Origin of the sequence: Janthinobacterium tructae (assembly GCF_006517255.1) — a bacterium.
GTDB classification, from domain to species: Bacteria; Pseudomonadota; Gammaproteobacteria; order Burkholderiales; family Burkholderiaceae_D; genus Janthinobacterium; species Janthinobacterium tructae.
The window spans coordinates 1,833,473-1,854,453 of sequence record NZ_CP041185.1 but is presented as its reverse complement, the minus strand read 5'-3'; the positions used below and the strand labels follow the sequence as shown (position 1 = coordinate 1,854,453).

At 65.0% G+C, this 20,981-nt stretch carries 12 protein-coding genes; 6 read left to right on the top strand and 6 right to left on the bottom strand.

Annotation, left to right across the window (positions count from 1 at the left end; genetic code table 11):
- Positions 1-41: 41 nt before the first annotated feature.
- The 3 genes from serB to FJQ89_RS08100 form a co-directional block, all read right to left on the bottom strand.
- On the bottom strand, positions 42-884 hold the full coding sequence (gene serB / locus FJQ89_RS08110) for a phosphoserine phosphatase SerB (RefSeq protein WP_141172686.1): 843 nt from the start codon (positions 882-884) through the stop codon (positions 42-44).
- A gap of 55 nt (positions 885-939) precedes the next feature.
- On the bottom strand, positions 940-4,383 hold the full coding sequence (gene mfd / locus FJQ89_RS08105; protein WP_141169804.1) for a transcription-repair coupling factor: 3,444 nt from the start codon (positions 4,381-4,383) through the stop codon (positions 940-942).
- Positions 4,384-4,470: 87 nt separating this feature from the next.
- Positions 4,471-5,415 (bottom strand): 5'-nucleotidase, encoded by a 945-nt coding sequence (locus FJQ89_RS08100; RefSeq protein WP_141169803.1) that lies wholly within the window; start codon positions 5,413-5,415, stop codon positions 4,471-4,473.
- A 339-nt stretch (positions 5,416-5,754) separates the two neighbouring features.
- Between FJQ89_RS08100 and FJQ89_RS08095 the strand changes: the two genes are divergently transcribed.
- From FJQ89_RS08095 to FJQ89_RS08080, 4 genes are all read left to right on the top strand, one after another.
- A complete protein-coding gene (locus FJQ89_RS08095) occupies positions 5,755-7,509 on the top strand; it encodes a methyl-accepting chemotaxis protein (protein ID WP_141169802.1) in 1,755 nt (584 codons plus the stop codon).
- Positions 7,510-7,842: 333 nt separating this feature from the next.
- Positions 7,843-9,441 carry a methyl-accepting chemotaxis protein gene (locus FJQ89_RS28585; RefSeq protein ID WP_141169801.1) on the top strand — a complete coding sequence of 533 codons (1,599 nt, stop codon included), beginning with the start codon at positions 7,843-7,845 and terminating at the stop codon, positions 9,439-9,441.
- 86 nt (positions 9,442-9,527) lie between these two features.
- Positions 9,528-10,370 (top strand): putative bifunctional diguanylate cyclase/phosphodiesterase, encoded by an 843-nt coding sequence (locus FJQ89_RS08085; RefSeq protein WP_141169800.1) that lies wholly within the window; start codon positions 9,528-9,530, stop codon positions 10,368-10,370.
- 51 nt (positions 10,371-10,421) lie between these two features.
- A complete protein-coding gene (locus FJQ89_RS08080; protein ID WP_141169799.1) occupies positions 10,422-13,199 on the top strand; it encodes an ATP-binding protein in 2,778 nt (925 codons plus the stop codon).
- A gap of 3 nt (positions 13,200-13,202) precedes the next feature.
- Here the strand turns inward: FJQ89_RS08080 and FJQ89_RS08075 are convergent, their stop codons facing one another.
- A complete protein-coding gene (locus tag FJQ89_RS08075) occupies positions 13,203-14,129 on the bottom strand; it encodes a lipase secretion chaperone (protein ID WP_141169798.1) in 927 nt (308 codons plus the stop codon).
- A gap of 10 nt (positions 14,130-14,139) precedes the next feature.
- On the bottom strand, positions 14,140-15,054 hold the full coding sequence (locus tag FJQ89_RS08070) for a lipase family alpha/beta hydrolase (RefSeq protein ID WP_141169797.1): 915 nt from the start codon (positions 15,052-15,054) through the stop codon (positions 14,140-14,142).
- Between the two features lie 359 nt (positions 15,055-15,413).
- Between FJQ89_RS08070 and FJQ89_RS08065 the strand changes: the two genes are divergently transcribed.
- The gene (locus FJQ89_RS08065) at positions 15,414-16,067 is read left to right on the top strand and encodes a TetR/AcrR family transcriptional regulator (protein ID WP_243136468.1); all 654 of its coding nucleotides are present in this window, start codon (positions 15,414-15,416) and stop codon (positions 16,065-16,067) included.
- A 68-nt stretch (positions 16,068-16,135) separates the two neighbouring features.
- Here FJQ89_RS08065 and FJQ89_RS08060 read toward each other — a convergent pair whose 3' ends face one another.
- Complete coding sequence (locus FJQ89_RS08060; protein ID WP_423245192.1) at positions 16,136-18,463, bottom strand: penicillin-binding protein 1A; 2,328 nt, start codon at positions 18,461-18,463, stop codon at positions 16,136-16,138.
- Between the two features lie 211 nt (positions 18,464-18,674).
- Between FJQ89_RS08060 and FJQ89_RS08055 the strand changes: the two genes are divergently transcribed.
- Positions 18,675-20,936 carry an OPT family oligopeptide transporter gene (locus tag FJQ89_RS08055; protein WP_243136467.1) on the top strand — a complete coding sequence of 754 codons (2,262 nt, stop codon included), beginning with the start codon at positions 18,675-18,677 and terminating at the stop codon, positions 20,934-20,936.
- The last annotated feature ends 45 nt before the right edge of the window (positions 20,937-20,981 follow it).

Below are 20,981 nucleotides of genomic sequence, written 5' to 3'. Positions count from 1 at the left end.
AGCAAAAATATGCCATCGTGCGCGCGCCGCCAGGCGCCAACTCAGCTCAATACGTTGAGCAAGCCATCGAGCCCCACAAAGTTCAGCGCCACATCGGCTTGCGAGCGTACCACCGGCTTGGCGCGGAAGGCGACCGACAGGCCGGCGATGCCCATCATTTTCAAGTCGTTGGCGCCGTCGCCCATGACGATGGCTTGCGCTGGCGTTATGCCCATCTGCGCGCACACGCGCTCGACCGTGCGCTGCTTTTCCTCGGCGTCGACGATGCCCCCTAACACTTTGCCCGTCAGCTTGCCATCGACGATTTCCAGTTCGTTGGCGTGCGTGTAGTCGAGGCCCAGGCGTTGCTTCAGACGTTCCGTAAAGAAAGTAAAGCCGCCCGACACCAGCAGGGTTTTCAAGCCGGCCTTTTGCACGGCCGCCAGCATGGTTTCCGCGCCCGGCGACAGCTTCAGGCGCTCGTCGTAGACGCGCTGCAGCGCCGATGCGTCCAGGCCTTCGAGCAGGGCCACGCGCTGCTTCAGGCTGGCCGCGAAATCGAGCTCGCCGCGCATGGCCGCTTCCGTGATGGCCGCCACTTGCGGTTTGAGGCCCTGCATGTCGGCGATTTCATCGATGCACTCGATGGTGATCAGGGTCGAATCCATGTCCATCGCCACGAGCTTGAATTCACGCAGTTCGCGCTGGCCCATCATGTAAGTGGCGTCCAGCTGCGCCGCCTGGGCCGCCACTTCGATGGTGGGCCGCAGCGCGGGCGAATAGGCGATCTGCTCGCAGCGCACGGCGTTCGGCCCCAGGCGCGTGATGGAGGTGGGCGCGGCCAGGGCGGCGATGCGTTCGAGCCGGGCGCTATCGCCGTCCAGGCCCTGCAGGATCAGGTTCATGGTGATGGAAGTCGTGTTGGTCATGGGGCTATCCTGCATAAATGGTCGAAATGGTCTACACCGTCAATTGCTTGATGGTGGTCTTGATCTGCGTCACGCGCGCGGCCAGGTCGGGCATGGCGGCCGTAATTTTCAGCTTGTCCTGGCCATGCAGCTTGATATGGCGGTTCTTCTGGATCAAGTCGATGATGCGCATCGGGTCGATGGGGGGCTTGGCCATGAATTGCAAGGTGGCCGCCTCGCCATGCACATCGATCTTGACGATGCCCACGGTTTTCGCCGCGATGCGCAGGCGATGCGTCTCGATCAGCGCTTTCACGGGGTCGGGCAGCTTGCCGAAGCGGTCGATCAGCTCTTCCTGGATATCGTCGATCTTCTCTGGCGTGGCGCAATTGGCCAGGCGCTTGTAGATCGACAGGCGTTCATGCACGTCGCCGCAAAAATCGGCTGGCAGCAGGGCCGGCACGTGCAGATTGATTTCCGTCGTCGAGGCCAGCGGCGCGGCCAGGTCCGGCTCCTTGCCGGCTTTCAGCGAGCGCACGGCTTCGTGCAGCATGTCCGAATACAGCTGGAAGCCGATTTCCGTCATCTCGCCCGACTGGTTCTCGCCCAGCACTTCGCCGGCACCGCGGATTTCCAGGTCGTGCATGGCCAGGTAAAAGCCGCTGCCCAGTTCTTCCATCTGCTGGATGGCGTCCAGGCGGCGCTGCGCCAGTTTGGTCAGGCCCTGCACGTCGTGCACCAGCAGGTAGGCGTAGGCCTGGTGATGCGAACGGCCCACGCGGCCGCGCAGCTGGTGCAGCTGCGCCAGGCCGAACTTGTCGGCGCGGTGCATGATGATGGTGTTCGCCGTCGGCACGTCGATGCCCGTTTCGATGATGGTCGTGCACAGCAAAATGTTGAAACGCTGGGCGACGAAGTCGCGCATGACCTTTTCCAGGTCGCGCTCGTGCATCTGGCCGTGCGCCACGGCGATGCGCGCCTCGGGCAGCAGTTCCGTCAGCATGGCCAGGCGGTTCTGGATGGTTTCCACCTCGTTGTGCAGGAAGTAGATCTGGCCGCCGCGTTTGAGTTCGCGCAGACACGCTTCGCGGATGATCGCCTCGCCTTCGCTGCGCACGAACGTTTTGATGGCCAGGCGCTTTTGCGGCGCCGTGGCGATGATGGAAAAGTCGCGCAAGCCTTCCAGCGCCATGCCCAGGGTGCGCGGGATCGGCGTAGCCGTCAGGGTCAGCACGTCCACTTCCGCGCGCAAGGCTTTCAGGGCTTCCTTCTGGCGCACGCCGAACCTGTGTTCCTCGTCGATGATGACCAGGCCCAAACGGGTAAACTTCACGTCGTCCGACAGCAGTTTATGCGTGCCGATGACGATGTCGATGGTGCCGTCGGCCATGCCCTTGAACGCCTGCGTGATCTCCTTGCCGCTGCGGAAGCGCGACAATTCGGCGATGCGCACGGGCCAGTCGGCGAAGCGGTCGGCGAAGGTTTGCGCATGCTGCTCGGCCAGCAGGGTGGTGGGCGCCAGGATCGCCACCTGCTTGCCGCCCATCACGGCAATAAAAGCCGCGCGCAGCGCCACTTCCGTCTTGCCGAAGCCGACGTCGCCGCACACCAGGCGGTCCATCGGTTTGCCCGAGGTCATGTCCTTGATGACGTTGCGGATGGCCTCGGCCTGGTCCGGCGTCTCGTCGAAGCCGAAGCTGTCGGCGAAGCGCTGGTAGTCGTGTGACGAGAATTCGAACGAGTGGCCCTGGCGCAGCGCGCGGCGCGCATACAGGTTGAGCAGCTCGGCGGCCGTGTCGCGCACCTGTTCGGCCGCGCGTTTTTTCGCCTTTTCCCACTGGCCCGAGCCGAGCGAGTGCAGCGGCGCGTCTTCCGGCGAAGCGCCCGAATAGCGCGAGATCACATGCAGCTGTGACACTGGCACGTACAGCTTGGTGTCCTTGGCGTACTCGAGGTGCAAAAATTCCGTCTCGCCTTCGCCCAGGTCCATGCTGGTCAGGCCCATGTAGCGCCCGATGCCGTGGTTGATGTGCACCACGGGGTCGCCGATTTTCAGCTCCGACAGGTCGCGCACCATCGACTCGACCTGCGTCACGCCTTCCTGCTTCTTGGTGCCGACCCTGCGGCCGGAACCGGCATACAGTTCCGTCTCGGTGATGAAGGCCAGATTGCCGTCCGGCGTGAACAGCTCGAAGCCCGCATGCAGCGGCGCCACGCCCAGCATCAGTTTGGCGTCGGACTGCAGAAAACCGTCGCTGCCTTCCACCGGCGTCAGGTGCAGATCGTATTCGGTGAAGTACTGCTGCAAGGTTTCGCGGCGGCCGTTCGATTCGGCGCAGATCATCACGCGGCGGCCCGCTTGCAGCAGATAGCTGCGCAGGTTGGCCAGCGGGTCGTCGGCGCGGCGGTTGACGGCGATGTTCGGCACGGGCGCCGACAGTTCGGAGGCCAGCGCGTCGTTCGATTTCGCAATCGCCAGGCGCGGGTAGGGCTTGGCCAGGCCGAAGAACTGCTCGTCGGACAGGAACAGCGATTCGGGCGGCAGGATCGGCCGCTCGCGGTCGGCCTTCAAAAAGCGGTAGCGCGACTGGGTATCGGTCCAGAAGCGCCCGATGGCAGCGTCGATCTCGCCCACCAGGGCCAGAGAAGCGTCGGGCGGCAGGTAGTCGAACAGGGTGGCCGTCTGCTCGAAGAACAGGGGCAGATAGTATTCGATACCGGCCGAAGCGATGCCGCTGCTGATGTCCTTGTAGACCACCGAGCGCGACGGGTCGCCCTCGAACTGTTCGCGCCAGCGGTTGCGGAAGGTGGTGCGCGCCGCTTCGTCCATGGGAAATTCGCGCCCCGGCAGCAGCCGCACTTCGTGCACGGGGTAGAGCGAGCGCTGGGTATCGGCGTCGAACGTGCGGATGGTCTCGATGGTGTCGCCGAACAGGTCCAGGCGGTAGGGCAGGGCCGAACCCATGGGGAACAGGTCGAGCAGGCCGCCGCGCACCGAGTATTCGCCGGGCGACATCACTTGCGAGACATGGCTGTAGCCGGCCAGGGTCAGCTGCGACTTCAGGCGCGCTTCGTCGAGCTTTTCGCCCTTCTTGAAGAAGAAGGTGTAGGCAGCGAGGAACGACGGCGGCGCCAGGCGCACCAGCGCCGTGGTGGCCGGCACGATCAGCACGTCGCACTGGCGCGTCTGGATTTCGTGCAGGGTGGCCAGGCGTTCGGAGACCAGGTCCTGGTGCGGCGAAAAGGCGTCGTAGGGCAGGGTTTCCCAGTCCGGCAGCAGATGGCAGCGCAGTTCCTTGCCGCCAAACCACGGGATTTCATCGAGCAGGCGCTGGCCGTCGCTGGCCTGCGCCACCACCACGGCCAGCATCTGGCCCCGCGCTTTCAAGGCCAAAGCGGCCAGCGCCAGGGCATAGGCGTCGGATGAACCATACAGGGCGGGCAGCGCGTAGCGGTTGCCGGGCTTGGGGAGGGCTTTTGTTAAGTCTAAGGACATGCAGGCGATGACACTAGTGGCAGAGGCAGTTGACAGGAAAGGCTGTATTGCGTGCGGCGCCCTTCATGAAGGCGCCAGCAGGCACGATTATAGACCATCGCCCGCGCGCATATTCGCGATACCGAAAGGCACATGCACCATCGGTATTGTGCCGCCGGCTGACTTCAAATGGCTCAGCTGGTCGTCGAAGAAGATATGCGGCTTGAACACGGCCAGCACGCGCGACTTGTCCATGCCACCGAGGAAAAACGTCTCGTCGGCCGCCACGCCCCAGCTTTTCAGGGTCGTCACGACGCGCTCGTGCGAGGGCGCATTGCGCGCCGTGATGATGGCGATGCGCAGGATCTTCTTGTAGCCGGGGTCGCGCCGCTGCGCCTTTTCTTCCAGGCGCTGCATGGTGGCCAGCTTCTGGAACAGGTCGGCCAGCGGGCCGGGGCGGTGCGGCGTGCCCACGTTCAGGGTTTCATGGGCGTGGAATTCATCGACGTCATTGTTGCGCTTGAAGACGGTTTCCGCTTCGTCGTCGGCGATCACGCCGTCGAAATCGAAGGCCACGCGCAGTTCTTCGTCGTTCTCGTCGTCTTCCGTGCGCGATGGCAGCACCAGGCCGGCCGGATAGTTGCAGGCCAGCGCGCTGCGCACGTCGCCTTCATTCGCGCTGAGGAAGAGCGAGGCGTTGAAGGCCGGCAGGTAGGGGTAGGGCGACTTGCCCGTCATGAAGGCGGCGCGCGAAATATCCAGGCCGTAGTGGGCGATCGAGTGCATCACGCGCAAACCCGTTTCCGGCGAATTGCGCGAAAACAGCACCACTTCCACTGGCGACTGGCGCGGATAGTGTTTGTTGATGTTCAGGAAGCGGCGGATGAAGGGAAAGGCCACGCCGCGCGGCAAGACCGTGTCGATATGCGTTTCCTGGTACTTGCGGTATTCCTCGGGGCCGTTGTCGAGGTAGACCTGGTGCGATTCGGCCAGGTCGAACAGGGCGCTGGAAGCGACCCCGATCACCAGTTTGTGTTCGATAGGATATGCCATGGTCTGCCTGTTGTTTGCTTGTTGCTCATCTTATACGACTATCAACTGCGCAGCCAATAGTGGCGCGCGGCGTTTTTTTGCACCAAAGCAGGGCGCCAGGCCATTTTTTTTGTTTTCTGTACAACACGCACCACAGTAGAGAAATAAATATTGTCTTGTATCAAGTATGTAGCAGCCAGCGCGCCCATTTTCCACTATGCTTCCATTTATGAATTCTCGCCAATTGTAACGAAGCGTACGCCCCACCCCCGCCACCTTTATACAAATGTCAGCCGTTCTACCTGAACATGCCAGCCTCAGCCTTGCCAGCAGCAGTTTTGACTAATAAAGGACCTAGCCATGTTTAAGAATTTACTGATCAAATGGAAGTTGGCGACCCTCGTCGCCGTGATGATGGCGGCAATGCTGGTGGTCGGCATCTGCGGTTACACGGGCATCGCCACCGTGGGTAACGCCGTCAACGAGATCGGCGTGGTGCGCCTGCCGTCGATCCAGGGCTTGATGATGATGAACGAGGGCCAGACGGCCGTCGCCGCCGCTACCCTGACGGCCGCCATCTATGAAAACAATTACCAGGCACAAGACAAGTTCGCGGAAGCGCTGCAGCTGCGCACCAAGGCCTGGAGCAATATCGAGGCGGGCCGCAAGCTGTACGAGCCGCTGCCGCAAACGCCTGAGGAAGCCGTGCTGTGGAAGCGTTTCCTGGAGGAATGGGCCGCCTGGAAGGGCGATGACGACAAGGTGCGCGCCATCCTGCGCCAGCTGGCCGACAACCGCGACGAGCCGCGGCAGAAAGAGCTGTTCGTGGCGTTCTACCAGCAGTACCTGGATTCGCGCAGTCTGTTCGGCAAGGCCGAGGCCACGCTCAACGAGATCATCAAGCTCAATAATGGCGTGGCCGACGCCAGCGTCAAGGATGGCGGAGCGGCCGTGATCCGCTCGGAAAGCCTGATGCTCATCCTCGGCTTGCTCGCCTCCGCGCTGGGCATGGGCTGCGCCGCCTACATCACGCGCGCCATCACGCAGCCGATCAATGCGGCCGTGAAAGTGGCGCAAACGGTGGCTTCGGGCGACCTGACCAGCCACATCGAGGTGCACACGACGGAAGAGACGGGCCAGCTGCTGCAGGCGCTGAAAGACATGAATTCCAGCCTGGTCAACATCGTCGCCCAGGTGCGCAGCGGCACGGAAACGATCGCCACGGCGTCGACGGAAATTGCCAGCGGCAACCTGGACCTGTCCTCGCGCACGGAAGAGCAGGCCAGTTCGCTGGAAGAGACGGCATCGTCGATGGAGGAGCTGACCGCCACCGTGCGGCAGAACGCCGACAATGCCCAGCAGGCCAACCAGCTGGCGCTGAGCGCTTCCGGCGTCGCCGTCAAGGGTGGTGAGGTGGTGGGCAAGGTGGTTGAGACCATGGATGCCATCAACGATTCGTCGCGCAAGATCGTCGACATCATTTCCGTCATCGACGGCATCGCCTTCCAGACGAATATCCTGGCCTTGAACGCGGCCGTGGAAGCGGCGCGCGCAGGTGAGCAGGGGCGCGGCTTTGCCGTGGTGGCCAGCGAGGTACGCAACCTGGCGCAACGCTCGGCGGCGGCGGCCAAGGAAATCAAGACCCTGATCGGCGACTCCGTGGTGGCGGTCGACGCGGGCAGCAAACTGGTGGGCGAGGCGGGCAACACGATGGCCGAAATCGTCGCCAGCGTGCAGCGCGTGACGGACATCATGGCGGAAATCAGCCTGGCCACGCAGGAGCAAAGCTCGGGCATCGACCAGATCAACCAGGCTATCGGCCAGATGGACCAGGTGACGCAGCAAAACGCGGCCCTGGTGGAAGAGGCGGCCGCCGCGGCCGAATCGCTGCAGGAGCAATCGGGCCAGTTGGCCGGAGTGGTCAGCGTCTTCAAGCTCGATGGCGCACAGGCACCTGCCACGCATGCCAGAGCGGCCGCACCGCGCCGCGTGGTGGCCAGCGTGGCGCCGAAGCGTCCGGCGCCGCCGCGTCCCACCGCAGGACGCCCGGCCCTGCACGCCGTGCCGTCCCAGCGCCAGAGCGCACCGCGCGACGACGAGTGGGAAGTGTTTTGATGGCGTGACGGCGTCAGCCTGCGCTACCGGACGGCCGCCTTGCGCGGCCGTTTTTACATGCGCGCACTGCGGTTGGTGCTTGCTAAAAAAATATCGTTATAAGAATAGCTGTTTTGCCATCTAAGCAAATCTTTTCAAAACTTAACGCGACATTGCTTGTGAGATAACTCACACTGCCTGCCGTACCACCCCATGTTCCTGCCTCGGCCACATCCCGGCTGACCCCTTCGCCTGCTGCGTCCGGCCATACGTGGCAGGCGGCAGCCATTGCCGTCAGCCTTGCATGCGAGTCCGGCGCGATGACCGATGCACCACACTGAAGGATGCGAATAGATGGCAAATATGAAAATCGGCACGCGCCTGCGCTGCGCCTTTGCGTTGTTGACCTTGCTGCTGCTGGCGACTGCCGTGCTGGGCATGCTGCGCTTGTCGAGCCTGGAACTGCGCATGCGCGACGTGATCGATGACAAATATCCGAAAACCGTGCTGGCCAACGACATCATCAAGAATGTCAACATCATCGCGCGCTCCTCGCGCAATCTGCTCTTGATGAGCGAGCCGCAGCAGCTGGCGCAGGAACGCGCCCGCATCGCCCGTGCGGGCGCCGAAACGGAAAAGGAACTGGCGCAGCTGGAAAAGGTGGTGCTGTCGCCGCAGGGCCGCCAGTTGATGGTGGCAGTGAAGCAGGCGGGCGACGCCTTCAACGGCGGGCGCGACAAGGTACTGGCCCTGCTGCAAGAGGGCGCGCGCGACACAGCGGCCAGTTTGCTGCTCGGCACGGTGCGCGGCGAGCAGCTGCGCTATATGGCGGCGCTGGAAAGCCTCATCACGCATCAGCATGATCTGATGGAGGAGGCGGCTGCCCAGGTGGACGCGGAATACGCCACGGCGCGCAATATGCTGCTGGCGCTGAGCGCGCTGGCCGTGCTCTTCTCGCTCGTCACGGCCTGGCTGGTCACGCGCAGCATTGTCAAGCCCCTGCACTATGCCTTGAGCGTGGCGCAGACCGTGGCCGCCGGCGACCTGACATCGACCTTCGGCCGCCATGGCGGCGATGAAACGGGCAAGCTGCTCGACGCGCTGAGCATCATGAACGGCAACCTGCTCGAGATCGTGCAGCAGGTGCGCAGCGGCACCGACACCATCGCCACGGCGTCGTCGCAGATCGCGGCCGGCAATATCGACCTGTCGTCGCGCACCGAGGAGCAGGCCAGCTCGCTCGAACAGACCGCGTCGGCGATGGAGGAACTGAGCTCCACCGTTCAGCAGAACGCGGACAATGCGCGCCATGCCAGCGTGCTGGCCATCGAGGCGGCGAACATCGCCGCCGCCGGCGGGCAGGCCGTGGGGCAGGTCATTCACACCATGGACGCCATCAGCGCTTCCTCGGCGCAGATTGCCGACATCATCGGCGTGATCGACATGCTGGCCTTCCAGACGAATATCCTGGCCCTGAACGCGGCCGTGGAAGCGGCGCGCGCGGGCGAGCAGGGGCGCGGCTTTGCCGTCGTGGCGACGGAAGTGCGCAACCTGGCGCAGCGCAGCGCGGCGGCGGCGCGCGATATCCGCGCCCTGATCGCCAATTCCACCCTGCAGGTCGATGCGGGGACGGCACTGGTGGCGCAGGCCGGCGCCACCATGCAGGACGTGGTGGCGGCCGTGGGACGCGTGAGCCAGATGGTGGCCGACATCACGGCCGCCAGCGCCGAGCAAAGCACGGGCATCGGCCAGGTCAGCCAGGCGGTGCTGCAGATGGATGAAGTGACGCAGCAGAACGCCGCCCTGGTGGAGGAAGCGGCAGCCGCGTCGCAATCGCTGGAAGGCGAGGCGGCGAAGCTGCTGCAGGTGGTCAGCGTCTTTCACCTGCAGCAGGGGCCGGCGCGCACCTTGCCGCGCGGCCGCGCGCCGGCCGTGCCGCGCCTGCTGGCCTAGTGGCGCGCCTGGCAAGGTTCTGGCTTGGCTGCGTCGCGCTGTGGCGGGCGCGGCGCCAGGCGCGCGAGGGGCGGGCCGGCAAACCCATGGCATCGGCGCGCAGCCGCGAGCTGCAGGCGCGCCTTGACAGCGCCATTGTCGACGGCGAATTCTGCTTCCACTACCAGGGCAAGTTCGATACGGCGCAACTGCGCCTGGTCGGCCTGGAAGCGCTGCTGCGCTGGGACCATCCGCGCCATGGCCTGATCTACCCGAACGCCTTCATCGGCCTGGCCGAGCAGACTGACGCCATCGTCGCGCTGGGCAACTGGGGCATCGACGCCGCCTGCCGCCAGCTGGCGCAGTGGCGCGCGGCGGGCTTGCCCCTGGTGCCTGTCGCCGTGAATGTTTCGGCGCGCCAGCTGTGCCAGCCGCACTTGCCTGACTTCGTGCTGCGCTGCCTGCAGCGCCACGCCATTCCTCCCGGCCTGCTGGAGCTGGAAGTGACGGAAAGCTGCTGCATCGACGACATGGCGCAGGCGACGCAGGGCTTGCGCCGCCTGCGCGCGCTGGGCCTGGCCATTTCGCTCGACGATTATGGCACCGGTCATGCGGGATTGAGTCATGTCAGGATGCTGCCGATTCACACCATCAAGATCGACCGCTCCTTCATCGCCGACCTGGGGAGCAGTGGCAGCGACGCTGTGATCGTCGCCTCGACGCTTGCCATGGCGCGCGGCCTGGGCTTGCAGGTGCTGGCCGAGGGCGTGGAAAACGGCGAACAGCTGGCGCAGCTGCGGCGCCTGGGCTGCCCCCAGGTCCAGGGCTTCTACCTGCACCGGCCGGCGCCCGTGGCCGAGGTGGCCGCGCTGCTGGCCGCTGGCGCGCCGGCCGGCCGTGTAACAGTGCCGCAACATGGCGCCATGCGGCATGGCGCGGATGCTCAGTAAAATAGGTCCTCTGCAAGCCGCATGCTTTAACACCTACTCCCCCACGCAAGAATGATAAACAGTCCCGTCCCGGCCTATGTCTTCGGCCCGTTTCGCCTTTTGCCGCTGGAGCGCGTGCTGTTCGAGGGCGACCGCGCGCTGCGCCTGGGCAGCAGGGCGATGGACTTGCTGCTGGCCCTGCTGGAGCGTGCCGGCGACATCGTCGACAAGCATGAACTGGTGACCATCGTCTGGCCCCACGCCGTGGTCGATGACGCGACCTTGCGCGTGCATCTGGCAGCGCTGCGCAAGGCGCTCGGCGATGGCCGCGATGGCCAGCGCTACATCACCACCATTCCCGGGCGCGGCTACGGCTTCCTGGCGCCGCTGGCGCACACGGGCCGGCCGGCGCCCGGGATGGCGGGCGTGGAGCCGCGGCATAACCTGCCCGTCATGCTGACGCGCATGCTGGGCCGCGCCGAGGCGCTGCAAACGATGGCCAACCAGCTGCTGCAATTGCGCCTGCTGTGCATTGCCGGTCCGGGCGGTATCGGCAAGACCACGCTGGCCGTCGTCCTGGCCACGCGCGTGCTGCGCCGCTATGCCGACGGCGTGTGTTTCGTCGACCTGGCGCCGCTGGACGAGGGCAGCCTGGTGCCGCTGGCGCTGGCCACGGCGCTGGGTGTGGCGGTGTCGGCCGGCGATGCCATGCCGGTCCTGCTGGCCTACCTGCGCCCGCGCCACATGCTGATCGTGCTCGATAACTGCGAGCACGTAATCGGCGCTGCCGCCACGCTGGCCGATGCCTTGCTCAAGGGCGCACCACTGCTGCATGTGCTGGCCACCAGCCGCGAGCCGCTGCGCATCACCAGCGAGCAGCTGCTGCGCCTGCCCGCGCTGGAATTGCCGCCGGCCGATGCCGTGCCCGATGCGGCGGCGGCGCGGCACTTCGCCGCGGTGCAGCTGTTTTGCGAACGCTGCGCGGCCGTCGACGAGGCTTTCGTGCTGGCCGACGCCGATGTGCCCGTGGTGGTGGATATCTGCCGGCGCCTCGATGGCATCCCGCTGGCGCTGGAGCTGGCGGCCGGGCGCATCGGCCATTTCGGTTTGCACGAGTTGCGCCGCCAGCTCGATGACCGCTTTCGCCTGCTCACGCGCGGCGCGCGCAACATGCCCTTGCGCCACCAGACCCTGCGCGCCACCCTCGACTGGAGCTACGGCTTGCTCGATGCGCAAGAACGCCAGGTGCTGCAGGCGCTGAGCGTGTTCAAGAGCCGTTTTCGCCTGGAGTCGGCCAGCGCCGTGGCGGGCTGCGACGTGTTCGATACGCTGGCCGACCTGGCGGCCAAGTCCTTGGTCAGCATCGAGTTTTGCCGCCAGCACGTGTATTACCGGCTGCTCGAGACCACGCGCGCCTACGCTGGCGCGCAGCTGTCGGCGAGCGGGGGCGCCGGCGCCGTACTGCTGCGCCATGCGCGCCATTGCCTGGGCCTGGCGGGACGCATCGCCGCCGACTGGGAACGCATGGCACCGGCGCACTGGAGCGCGCGCTACGGCCGCCATGTCGATGACCTGCGCGCCGCCATCGACTGGGCTTTCGGCGAGGACGGCGACGTGGCGCTGGGCGTGGCCCTGACCCTGGGCGCGCAAACCCTGTTCTATCAGCTGTCGTTGATGGATGAGTACCGCGTGCGCGTCGAGCGGGCGCTCGCATGCATGGACAGGCATGCGCTGGAGGACCCCGACAGCGAGATGCAGCTGCACGCCTCGCTGGCGCACCTGCTGCTGCATACGCAGGGCGTCACGGGCACCATGCTGCGTTCGTTCCAGCGCGGCTATGTGCTGGCCATGCGCACGGACGATGCCAGCCGCCGCGCTGAAGCGATTTGCGGCATGTGGATCTGCAGCCTGAAGATGGCCGATTTCCAGGGCGCCGACAATTACGTGGAGCAGCTGGCCGTCCTGTGCGCAGCGCGTGATGACACGGCGATGCGGCTGGTACTGGCGCGCATGCGCTCGGCGGGCGCGTATCTGCGCGGGCGCTACGCGCAGTCGGCGGCGCTGGCGCGCATGGTGCTGGCGCACCCCGAGGGCGCCGGACAGCTTGGTTTCAACAATGCCTTGCTGGCCGACCACCAGGTTTGCCTGCGCGGCACCCTGGCGCGCTGCCTGTGGATGCAGGGCCGTCCCGACGACGCGCTGGCGCTGGCGCGCGAGGCGGTGACGGTGGGCTTCGAACACAATGGCGTCACGCTGTGCGTGGCGCTGGCCATCAATGCCATTCCCGTCGCCCTGTGGTGCGGACAGCGGGGAATGGCGCATGCCTGGATTTGCCTGCTGTGCGAGCATGCGGCCCGTTATGGCCTGCTGTACTGGAGCGCCTGGGGCACCGCCTACCAGCGCCTGCTCGATGCGGGCGAGGCGCTGACGGAGTTCCCCTGGCCTTCGGTGCGCAGCTGGCCGATACAGATCGATTTGATGGCCACCTTGCACGACGCCGCCGCCGACAGCCATGCGCTGCGGCGCGCACGCACGGGCCAGGCGCCGTGGAGCGCGCCGGAAGTGCTGCGCCGCGACGCGCATCACCGCTGGCGGGCGCTGGCGCCAGGCGATGCGGCCGGCCGGGAAGCGGTTCGCGCGCAGCTGGAAGAGGCGCTGCTTCTGGCCAGGGGCCAGCAGGCGCCGGGCTGGGAGCTGCGCTGCGCCACCAGCCTGGCGGCCGTGCTGCAGGGGCAAGGCCACGGCGCCGCCGCGCATGCCTTGCTGGCCCCTGTGCATGCAGGCTACGCGCAGGGGCACGACACGACGGATGTGATGGCGGCAGCAGCTTTGCTGGCGCAGCTGGCTTGAACGCTATTCGTAGGCGCCCAGCCGGCGCTGTTCCTCCGGCGTGAAACTGGCGTCGCGCAGCTGTTGCAGGGCCGCCGCATCCTGTGCGCCGCCGGGCAGGCCCGCCTGCTGCGCCTTCTGCGCCTGATACGCGATGACGCGCTGCTGCCACTGCGATTCCTCGCGGTCCAGTTCCGCCAGGCGCGCTGCCGCCGCTGGCGTGAAGGTGCTGGCGCGCAGGCGGTAGACTTCATTTTCGCCGCCGCCCTGGGCCCGCAGCGCCTTGACGGATTCATCCAGCTGTGCCACCTGCCGCGGCGCATCGCGCGCATCGCGCTGGGCCGGCGACAGCTTCTGGTCCAGCGCGGCCAGTTGCGCCTGGCGCTGCGCCTCGTCCAGCGTGGCGTCGCCGAGTATCGCCATGCGCGCCACGGCATCGTCGTCATACGCGTCGCTGGCGCCGAACAGGCCCGCGCTTTCCTCGGGCGTAAAATAATTGCCGCGCAAGGCGCGCATCGCTTGCAGGCGCGCGCGCGCCGCCAAGGCCGCATCGGCCTGCGCCGGCAAGGCTTGCTCCGCGCCGGCCAGCGCCTGCTTGTAGGCCAGGTACGCGCCCAGCAGGCGCTTCGCTGCGCGGGCGGGGATGGGCGCCAGGCGCTTGTCGAGCTCCGCCTCGATCTGGCTGCGGATGGCGGCCAGCGGCTTTTCACCGAGGCCCGCCAGGTAGTAGTCGAACAGGTGGCCCAGTTCCGCGTCGACCACCAGCTTGTCGCCGGCGGCCACCGTCACGTTGCCATCGGGCCGCGTGCCTTGCATCGAGCGCACGAAAGCGAACAGGTCCGGTTCCGGCTTATCCAGCGGCGGGGCGGGCGGTTCGCCCGGGCGCAGCACCAGGTACAGGGCCAGGGCTGCCAGGCTGGCGCCGATGATCCATTTCGCGTTCGTGCGCATCGTCGCCTCCTTACAGTCCCAGGCCTTGCAGGCGGTTGGCTTGCTGGCGGAAGACGGTGACGGGGTTCGTCTCGAACAGGTTGACGATGCCGACGAACTGGTTGACTTCATCGAGGTGGTTCATGGCGTAGTCGTCGCGGATCACCTTGCCCAGATGGCTGGAGCAGCTGCTGACCAGGCCATCATTCTTGACGCCGCCGAAGGCCAGGCTGATGGCGGCCAGCAGCGGGTCGCCCACGTCGAGCACGTTCGTGTACGGTTGCGCGCCGCTCCACGAAAAGTAATGCACGCCTTGCACCTGGTAGGCGCCTTCGCCGCAGGCCGAGGTGGGCACGCCTTGCGGGTGGCGGCTATTGAAGGCCAGCGAGCCGGCCGTGGACAGGGAGCTGAGCGAGGCGCCCGCGTTTTGCGGCAGTCCCTTGTTGCCTGACAAAATGCCGATCAGGGAGGCGAGCGCATTGCCCAGCGCACCGCTGGTGTTGGGAATGGCGCCGCTGAGGATGTCGGCTACTTTCGAACCCTTGTTGACGCCGGCCACGCTGGTGACGGACGCCACCAGGTCGGGGCGCACGGAAGCGACATAGCGGGCCGTGGGGCCGCCGTGGCTGTGGCCGATCAGGTTGACCTTGGCCGCACCCGTGGCGGCGAGGATTTGCCGCACCTGCGACAGCAGCTGCTCGCCACGCACTTCGGTGCTGTTGGCGGCCGACACGGTGGTCACATACACTTGCGCGCCGCCGCTGCGCAGGGCGGCGGGCACGCCGTAGAAATACTCGACGGGACCGAGCTTGTCGAAGCCGAACAGGCCGTGCACCAGCACGATCGGGTACTTCGTTTGCGTGTAGCCGGCGGCGCTGGCGCTGCCGGGCAGGATGGCGAGGGTAAGCAGCAGGGTCGATAGCAGTTGCCAAAAGCGTGTCTTCATTTTGTCTCCGTTATTTGAAATAGTATGGAAATGTCGATGCTGTAGCGATGTGCCGTGCGCCCCTGTACATTCTATCGATGCATTAAATATAGCGAGCGCTCGGTTTTCTGAATGTAGCACCGCTGGATTTAAATTGCTGTGAATTGCATGATGCAGCGCAATAACTGTGGGAATTTGGCGTTGCGTCTGTGCCCATTGCATAGTTGAAAGGTCACAGTTGTTTTCCTGAGCTATAATCGGCCCGGCATCAGCCGTCCCGCCGTCTTGCAGCGCCGCTCAGGCGCTGTCTTACATTGCTCATACACCGTTACTTGGGAATGCACTTGTCGACCCATTTCAATTTTGAACAGTTTCAGCAGATGACGCCTTTAAATGGCGAAAATATCTGGGAATATATTCTTGACCGCCACGCGGAACGTATCGGCGTCAAACGCCGCAAGCCGGCGCTGGAAAATCTGGAACGCATCTTCGTCGCCACCTTCCGCCTGGCCAATGACGTGGGCTTCCGCGCCATGAGCTTGCGCGACCTGTGCAGCGAAACGGGGCTGTCGATGGGCGGCCTGTATGGCTACATTACCAGCAAGGACCAACTGGCGGAAATGATCGAGGACGTGGTGCGCCACGCCACGCAAGCCTTGCCGCTGTTGTTTGCCGACGTGAAGTCGCCGCTGGATCGGCTGGAGGCGATGATACGCTCGTCGATCTACCTGTCCGAAGTGCTGCAGCCGTGGTTTTATTTCGTCTTCATGGATTCGCGCGTGCTGCAGGTGGAGCAGCGCAGCATGGCGAAGAATTCGGAACTGTATGTGCAGACCCTGATCGCCGCCACCATCGCCGAAATCGAACCGAAGCCGCAGGGCGACCCCACCTTGCTGGCCGCCCACTGCCTGGCCCTGTTCCAGGACTGGTACGTGAAGCGCTGGAAGTACCGCGCGGCGAAGGTCAATGTCGACGATTTCGCCGATAGTGTCGTCGGCACGGTGCGCGGGTATTTGAGCATGACCGCTGTGTAAACCTCGGCGGCGCATGTCGGGTTACGCCGTTCCGGCTAACCCGACCTACGCGAACCGCCCTTTACCCATCAGTTCGTCGTTTCCAACGGCAGCGTTTCCGGCACTGCCGCCGGATCCGTCGGCGTCTCCACGTCCATATCCAGGGTCTTGATCCCGTTCATGTCGATGAATTCATCGTACAGCCACTCGCCATCGACCTGGCTCAGCCCTGCCGGCACGGCACGCGTGATTTGCGGGCGCGTCGACAGGGCCGTGCGCATGTAGTCGATCCAGATCGGCATGGCCAGGGTAGCGCCGAATTCGCGTCCGCCCAGCGATTTCGGCTCGTCATAGCCCATCCACGCCACCGCCACGATGCCGCCGCCGTAGCCGGCGAACCAGCCGTCGACGGCGTCGCTGGTGGTACCCGTCTTGCCGGCGATGTCGTTGCGCCCCAGTTTTTTCGTCGCCGCCGCGCCTGTGCCGGTGCGGGCCACTTCGCGCAGCATGCTGTCCATCACGAAGGCGTTGCGCGGGTCCAATGCCAGGGTCTTGTCGTCGTTCGGCGCGGGCGGCTTGGTTTGCATCAATATCGCGCCCCTGGCGTCGACGATGCGGTCGATCAAATACGGTTCCACCTGGTGGCCGCCATTGGCGAACAGGGCATAGGCGCCCGCCATCTGCACGGGCGTGACGGAACCCGTACCCAGCGCCATGGTCAGGTTGCTGGGCTGGCGCTTTGGATCGAAGCCGAATTTTTCCAGGAAGTCGTGCGTGTATGACACGCCCAGCGCTCGCAGGATGCGCACCGAGGCCACGTTCTTCGATTGCGCCAGCGCATAGCGCATGGTGATCGGGCCGTCGAACTTGAAATCGTCATTCTGCGGCGCCCACACTTTGCCGCCCGCCTGCATTTCCAGGGGCACGTCGTTGATCAGGGTGGCCGGCGAAAAGCCTTTTTCCAGCGCCGCCGAATACACGAAGGGCTTCATGGCCGAACCGGGCTGGCGCCAGGCTTGCGTGACGTGGTTGAACTTTTGCAGATTGTAGTCGAAGCCGCCCACCATGGCGTGGTAGGCGCCCGTTTCCGCGTCGAGCGAAACGAAGGCGGCGGCCACCAGCGGCACTTGCGTGATGGCCCAGTTGCCCTTGGCATCCTGGCTGATGCGAATCACGGCGCCCGGGCGCAGCTTGATGCCGGCGCTCGCTTTGCTTGATAGGGCAGGGGCGGCAAAGCGCAAGCCGTCACCCGTGATGGCCTTGGCGTCGCCGTCGCCCGTGTCAGCCACCACCTTGCCGCTGGCAACGTCCGTGACGACGGCGGCGATCAGGCCGTCGCTGTCAGGGCGTTTTTGTAGCGCAGCATCGATGGCGTCGTCGCGCTGTTCCGGGTCAGCCGGCATGTCGATGAACGTTTCCGGGCCGCGGTAGCCGTGGCGCTGGTCGTAGGCGATGACGTTGCTGCGCGTCGAGGCGTAGGCCGCGTCCTGGTCGGCTTTCAGGATCGTCGTGTAGACGCTGATGCCCTTGGTATAGCTGTCTTCCTTGAACTGCGCAAACACGGCCTGGCGCGCCAGTTCGGCCACGTATTCGGCGTGCGTCTCGAAACCCTGCTTGCCGCGGGTGTTGAAATGCAGCGGCTGCGCCAGCGCCTGCCGGTACTGGCCCTCGCTGATGTAATCGAGTTCGCGCATGCGTTTCAAGACCATCTGCTGGCGCGCGTGCGCCTTCTTCGGATTGCTGATCGGGTTGTGGCGCGAGGGGTTTTGCGGCAAGCCGGCCAGCATGGCCATTTCCGCGATCGACAGTTCGGACAATGGTTTGCCGAAGTAGGTCTGCGCCGCGCTGCCGAAGCCGAACGAGCGCTGGCCCAGGTACATCTGGTTCATGTACAGCTCGAGAATCTGCTCTTTCGACAGGGCCGCTTCGATTTTCAGGGCCAGCATGATTTCATTGAGCTTGCGCGAAGCGACTTTCTCGCGCGTCAGGAAGAAGTTGCGCGCCACCTGCATGGTGATGGTGGAGCCGCCGCCGTGGCCGAAGCCGTGGCGCAGGTTCGACAGCACGGCGCCGCCGGCGCGCACGAAGTCGATGCCGTGGTGTTCGTAGAAACGGCTGTCCTCGATGGCCAGCAGGGCTTTCTTCATCATTTCCGGCACCTGTGCGATCGGCACGAAGTCGCGGTGCTCCTCGCCGAATTCGCCGATCAGCACATTGTCGGCCGTGTACACGCGCAGCGGGATCTTCGGCTGGTAGTCGGTGATGACGTCCAGCTCGGGCAGGCGCGGGCGCACATACAGGAACAGGTAAGCGGCCAGCAGCATGGCGGCGGCCAGCGCGGCGCAGCCGGCGATGATGAAGGCGCGCACGGTGGCGCGGCGGGAAGGCCAGGGAAATCCGGTTCGTTTGGCAGTCAAGGCAGTCTCACGGTAGCGTGCGGGGCACGGTGGCAGCGATTATAGACCAATGCGCCAGCGCTTCCCGCGCGGGCGGGTGGCGGGGCTGGCCTCCGGGAGCGGGAGCAAAAAACCTTTTCATCGAAACGCGGCTGTGCGATAGTCTCGGCTTCAAGCAAATAGCCCGGATCTCGATTCGGGCTGTTTATTTTATACAATTAAGGATTTATTTATGGCAAAAGATGCAATGCCGAGCGCCGTGAAGCCGTATATTCCGGCCGATGCGAAGCTGCCCGAGATGACCTTCCGCGCGCTGTTCATGGGCGTCATCCTGGGGATGGTCTTTGGCGCCTCCTCGCTGTACCTGGTGCTGAAGGTGGGCCTGACCGTCAGCGCCTCGATTCCCGTCGCCGTGATCGCCATCACCCTGTTCGGCCTGGCCAAGAAGGTGGGCGGCAAGGATTCGTCGATCCTGGAAAACAGCATCACGCAAACGGCCGGTTCGGCCGGCGAGTCGCTGGCCTTCGGCCTGGGCGTGACCATGCCCGCTATTTTGATCCTGGGCTTCGACCTGGAAATCTCGCGCGTCATGCTGGTCGGTATCCTCGGTGGCCTGCTGGGCATCCTGATGATGATCCCCATGCGCCGCACCATGATCGTCGACCAGCACAAGGAACTCAAATTCCCCGAAGGCACGGCTTGCGCCGAGGTGTTGAAGGCGGCCGCCACGGAAGAATCGCGCATCGCCGCCGGCGAAAGCATCGAGAAGGATTCGGCCGCCGCACTGGACGCCAAGCGCCGCGCCAAGATCATCTTCGGCGGTTTCGCCGTCGGCTTGCTGTATAAAGTGTTCAATATCTCGTTCAAGGGCTGGAAGGACACGCCGGGCGTGGAATTTGCCGCGCCGCTGAAGGGCGGCTCCATCGGCGCCGAGATTTCCCCTGAATTGCTGGGCGTGGGCTACATCATCGGCCCGCGCATCGCCGCCACCATGGCGGCCGGCGGCGTGCTGTCGTATTTGCTGCTGATCCCGATGATAAAGTTCTTCGGCGACAGCCTGACTACCGTGCTCTCGCCGGGCACCAAGTTGATCAGCGAAATGGGCGCCGACGACGTGCGCAGCGCCTACGTGCTGTATATCGGCGCGGGCGCAGTGGCCGCCGGCGGCCTGATTTCGCTGGTGCGCGCCATGCCCATGATCTGGCGCAGCCTGTCGGCCGGCCTGAAAGGCCTCGGCAAGGGCGTCAAGAACAACTCCACCCTGCGCACCGACCAGGATATCCCCCTGAAATGGGTCATCATCGGCTGCCTGTCCATCATCGCCGTGATCACCTTCGCCACGCCGCTGCACATGAATTTCCTCGGCGCGCTGCTGATCCTCGTCTTCGGCTTCCTGTTCGCCACCGTGTCGTCGCGCCTGACGGGAGAAATCGGCTCCTCGTCGAATCCGATCTCCGGCATGGCCGTGGCCACCTTGCTGTTTACTTGCCTGATCTTCCTGATCATGGGCTGGACGGGCGGGCGTTACTATGTGACCGCCTTGTCGGTGGGCGCCATCGTGTGCATCGCCGCCAGCAATGCCGGCACCACGTCGCAGGACTTGAAAACCGGCTACCTGGTGGGCGCCACGCCGCGCCTGCAGCAGTACGCGATCCTGGCGGGCGCGCTGTCGTCGGCGCTGATCCTCGGACCGATTCTGCTGAAACTGAACGAGGCGAGCACCGTCTACGTGCCGGCCGCGCAAGTGGCGCCGGGCCTGACGGTCGACGCGTCGAAGCTGACGGTGACGGGCGAGCTGCATGGCCCGCAAGCCGATACGGACCACAACACGTATAAAGTCTGGCAAAAGACCGATACCGTGGGCGGCCCGGCCGGCAAGTATTTTGTCAAGGATGATGGCCAGCTGGCCTACCTGGTCGACCCGGGCATCAATGGCCATTACAGCAAGCGTCCCGACGGCTCGGAAGTGAAGAAATACGATGCGCCGAAGGCCGTGCTGATGTCCTACATCATCAAGGGCATCCTCGATCAGCAACTGCCGTGGACCCTGGTGCTGTTCGGCGTGATGATCGCCGTGGTGCTGGAAATGGCCGGCATCCCGTCGCTGGCGTTTTCGGTCGGCGTGTACCTGCCGCTGTCGTCGACCCTGCCGATCTTCGTCGGCGGCCTGGTGCGCTGGCTGGCGGACCGCCGCAACAACAAGCTGGAACACAACGCCACATTGAACGACGAAGAGCGCCAACTGGCGGGCGACCGCAGTTCGGGCGTGCTGCTGGCGTCCGGTTACATCGCCGGCGGCGCGCTGGCCGGCATCATCATCGCCATTACGGCCGGCGTGCTGACGCACTTCGACCAGATGATGGCCGACTGGGCCGAGCATGGCAATCCGTTCTACGCGGGCTTGCATTCGGATGCGCTGTCGCTGCTGCCGTATGCGCTCATCATCGTGCTGCTGTACATCGTGGCGCGCGAGAAGAAAGCATCGAGGGCGTAGAGCGCCGTTGATGCGCTTTTTCAGCAAAGAACGCCCGGGTGATAC

Excerpts from the sequence above, each read along its gene's own strand:
- FJQ89_RS08065 (WP_243136468.1), top strand. The coding sequence starts at position 15,414 with ATGACGCCTTTAAATGGCGAAAATATCTGGGAATATATTCTTGACCGC.
- FJQ89_RS08055 (WP_243136467.1), top strand. The coding sequence starts at position 18,675 with ATGGCAAAAGATGCAATGCCGAGCGCCGTGAAGCCGTATATTCCGGCC.
- FJQ89_RS08070 (WP_141169797.1), bottom strand. The coding sequence starts at position 15,054 with ATGAAGACACGCTTTTGGCAACTGCTATCGACCCTGCTGCTTACCCTC.
- FJQ89_RS08075 (WP_141169798.1), bottom strand. The coding sequence starts at position 14,129 with ATGCGCACGAACGCGAAATGGATCATCGGCGCCAGCCTGGCAGCCCTG.
- FJQ89_RS08100 (WP_141169803.1), bottom strand. The coding sequence starts at position 5,415 with ATGGCATATCCTATCGAACACAAACTGGTGATCGGGGTCGCTTCCAGC.
- FJQ89_RS08085 (WP_141169800.1), top strand. The coding sequence starts at position 9,528 with ATGGCATCGGCGCGCAGCCGCGAGCTGCAGGCGCGCCTTGACAGCGCC.
- FJQ89_RS28585 (WP_141169801.1), top strand. The coding sequence starts at position 7,843 with ATGGCAAATATGAAAATCGGCACGCGCCTGCGCTGCGCCTTTGCGTTG.
- mfd (WP_141169804.1), bottom strand. The coding sequence starts at position 4,383 with ATGTCCTTAGACTTAACAAAAGCCCTCCCCAAGCCCGGCAACCGCTAC.
- serB (WP_141172686.1), bottom strand. The coding sequence starts at position 884 with ATGAACCTGATCCTGCAGGGCCTGGACGGCGATAGCGCCCGGCTCGAA.
- FJQ89_RS08095 (WP_141169802.1), top strand. The coding sequence starts at position 5,755 with ATGTTTAAGAATTTACTGATCAAATGGAAGTTGGCGACCCTCGTCGCC.
- FJQ89_RS08080 (WP_141169799.1), top strand. The coding sequence starts at position 10,422 with ATGATAAACAGTCCCGTCCCGGCCTATGTCTTCGGCCCGTTTCGCCTT.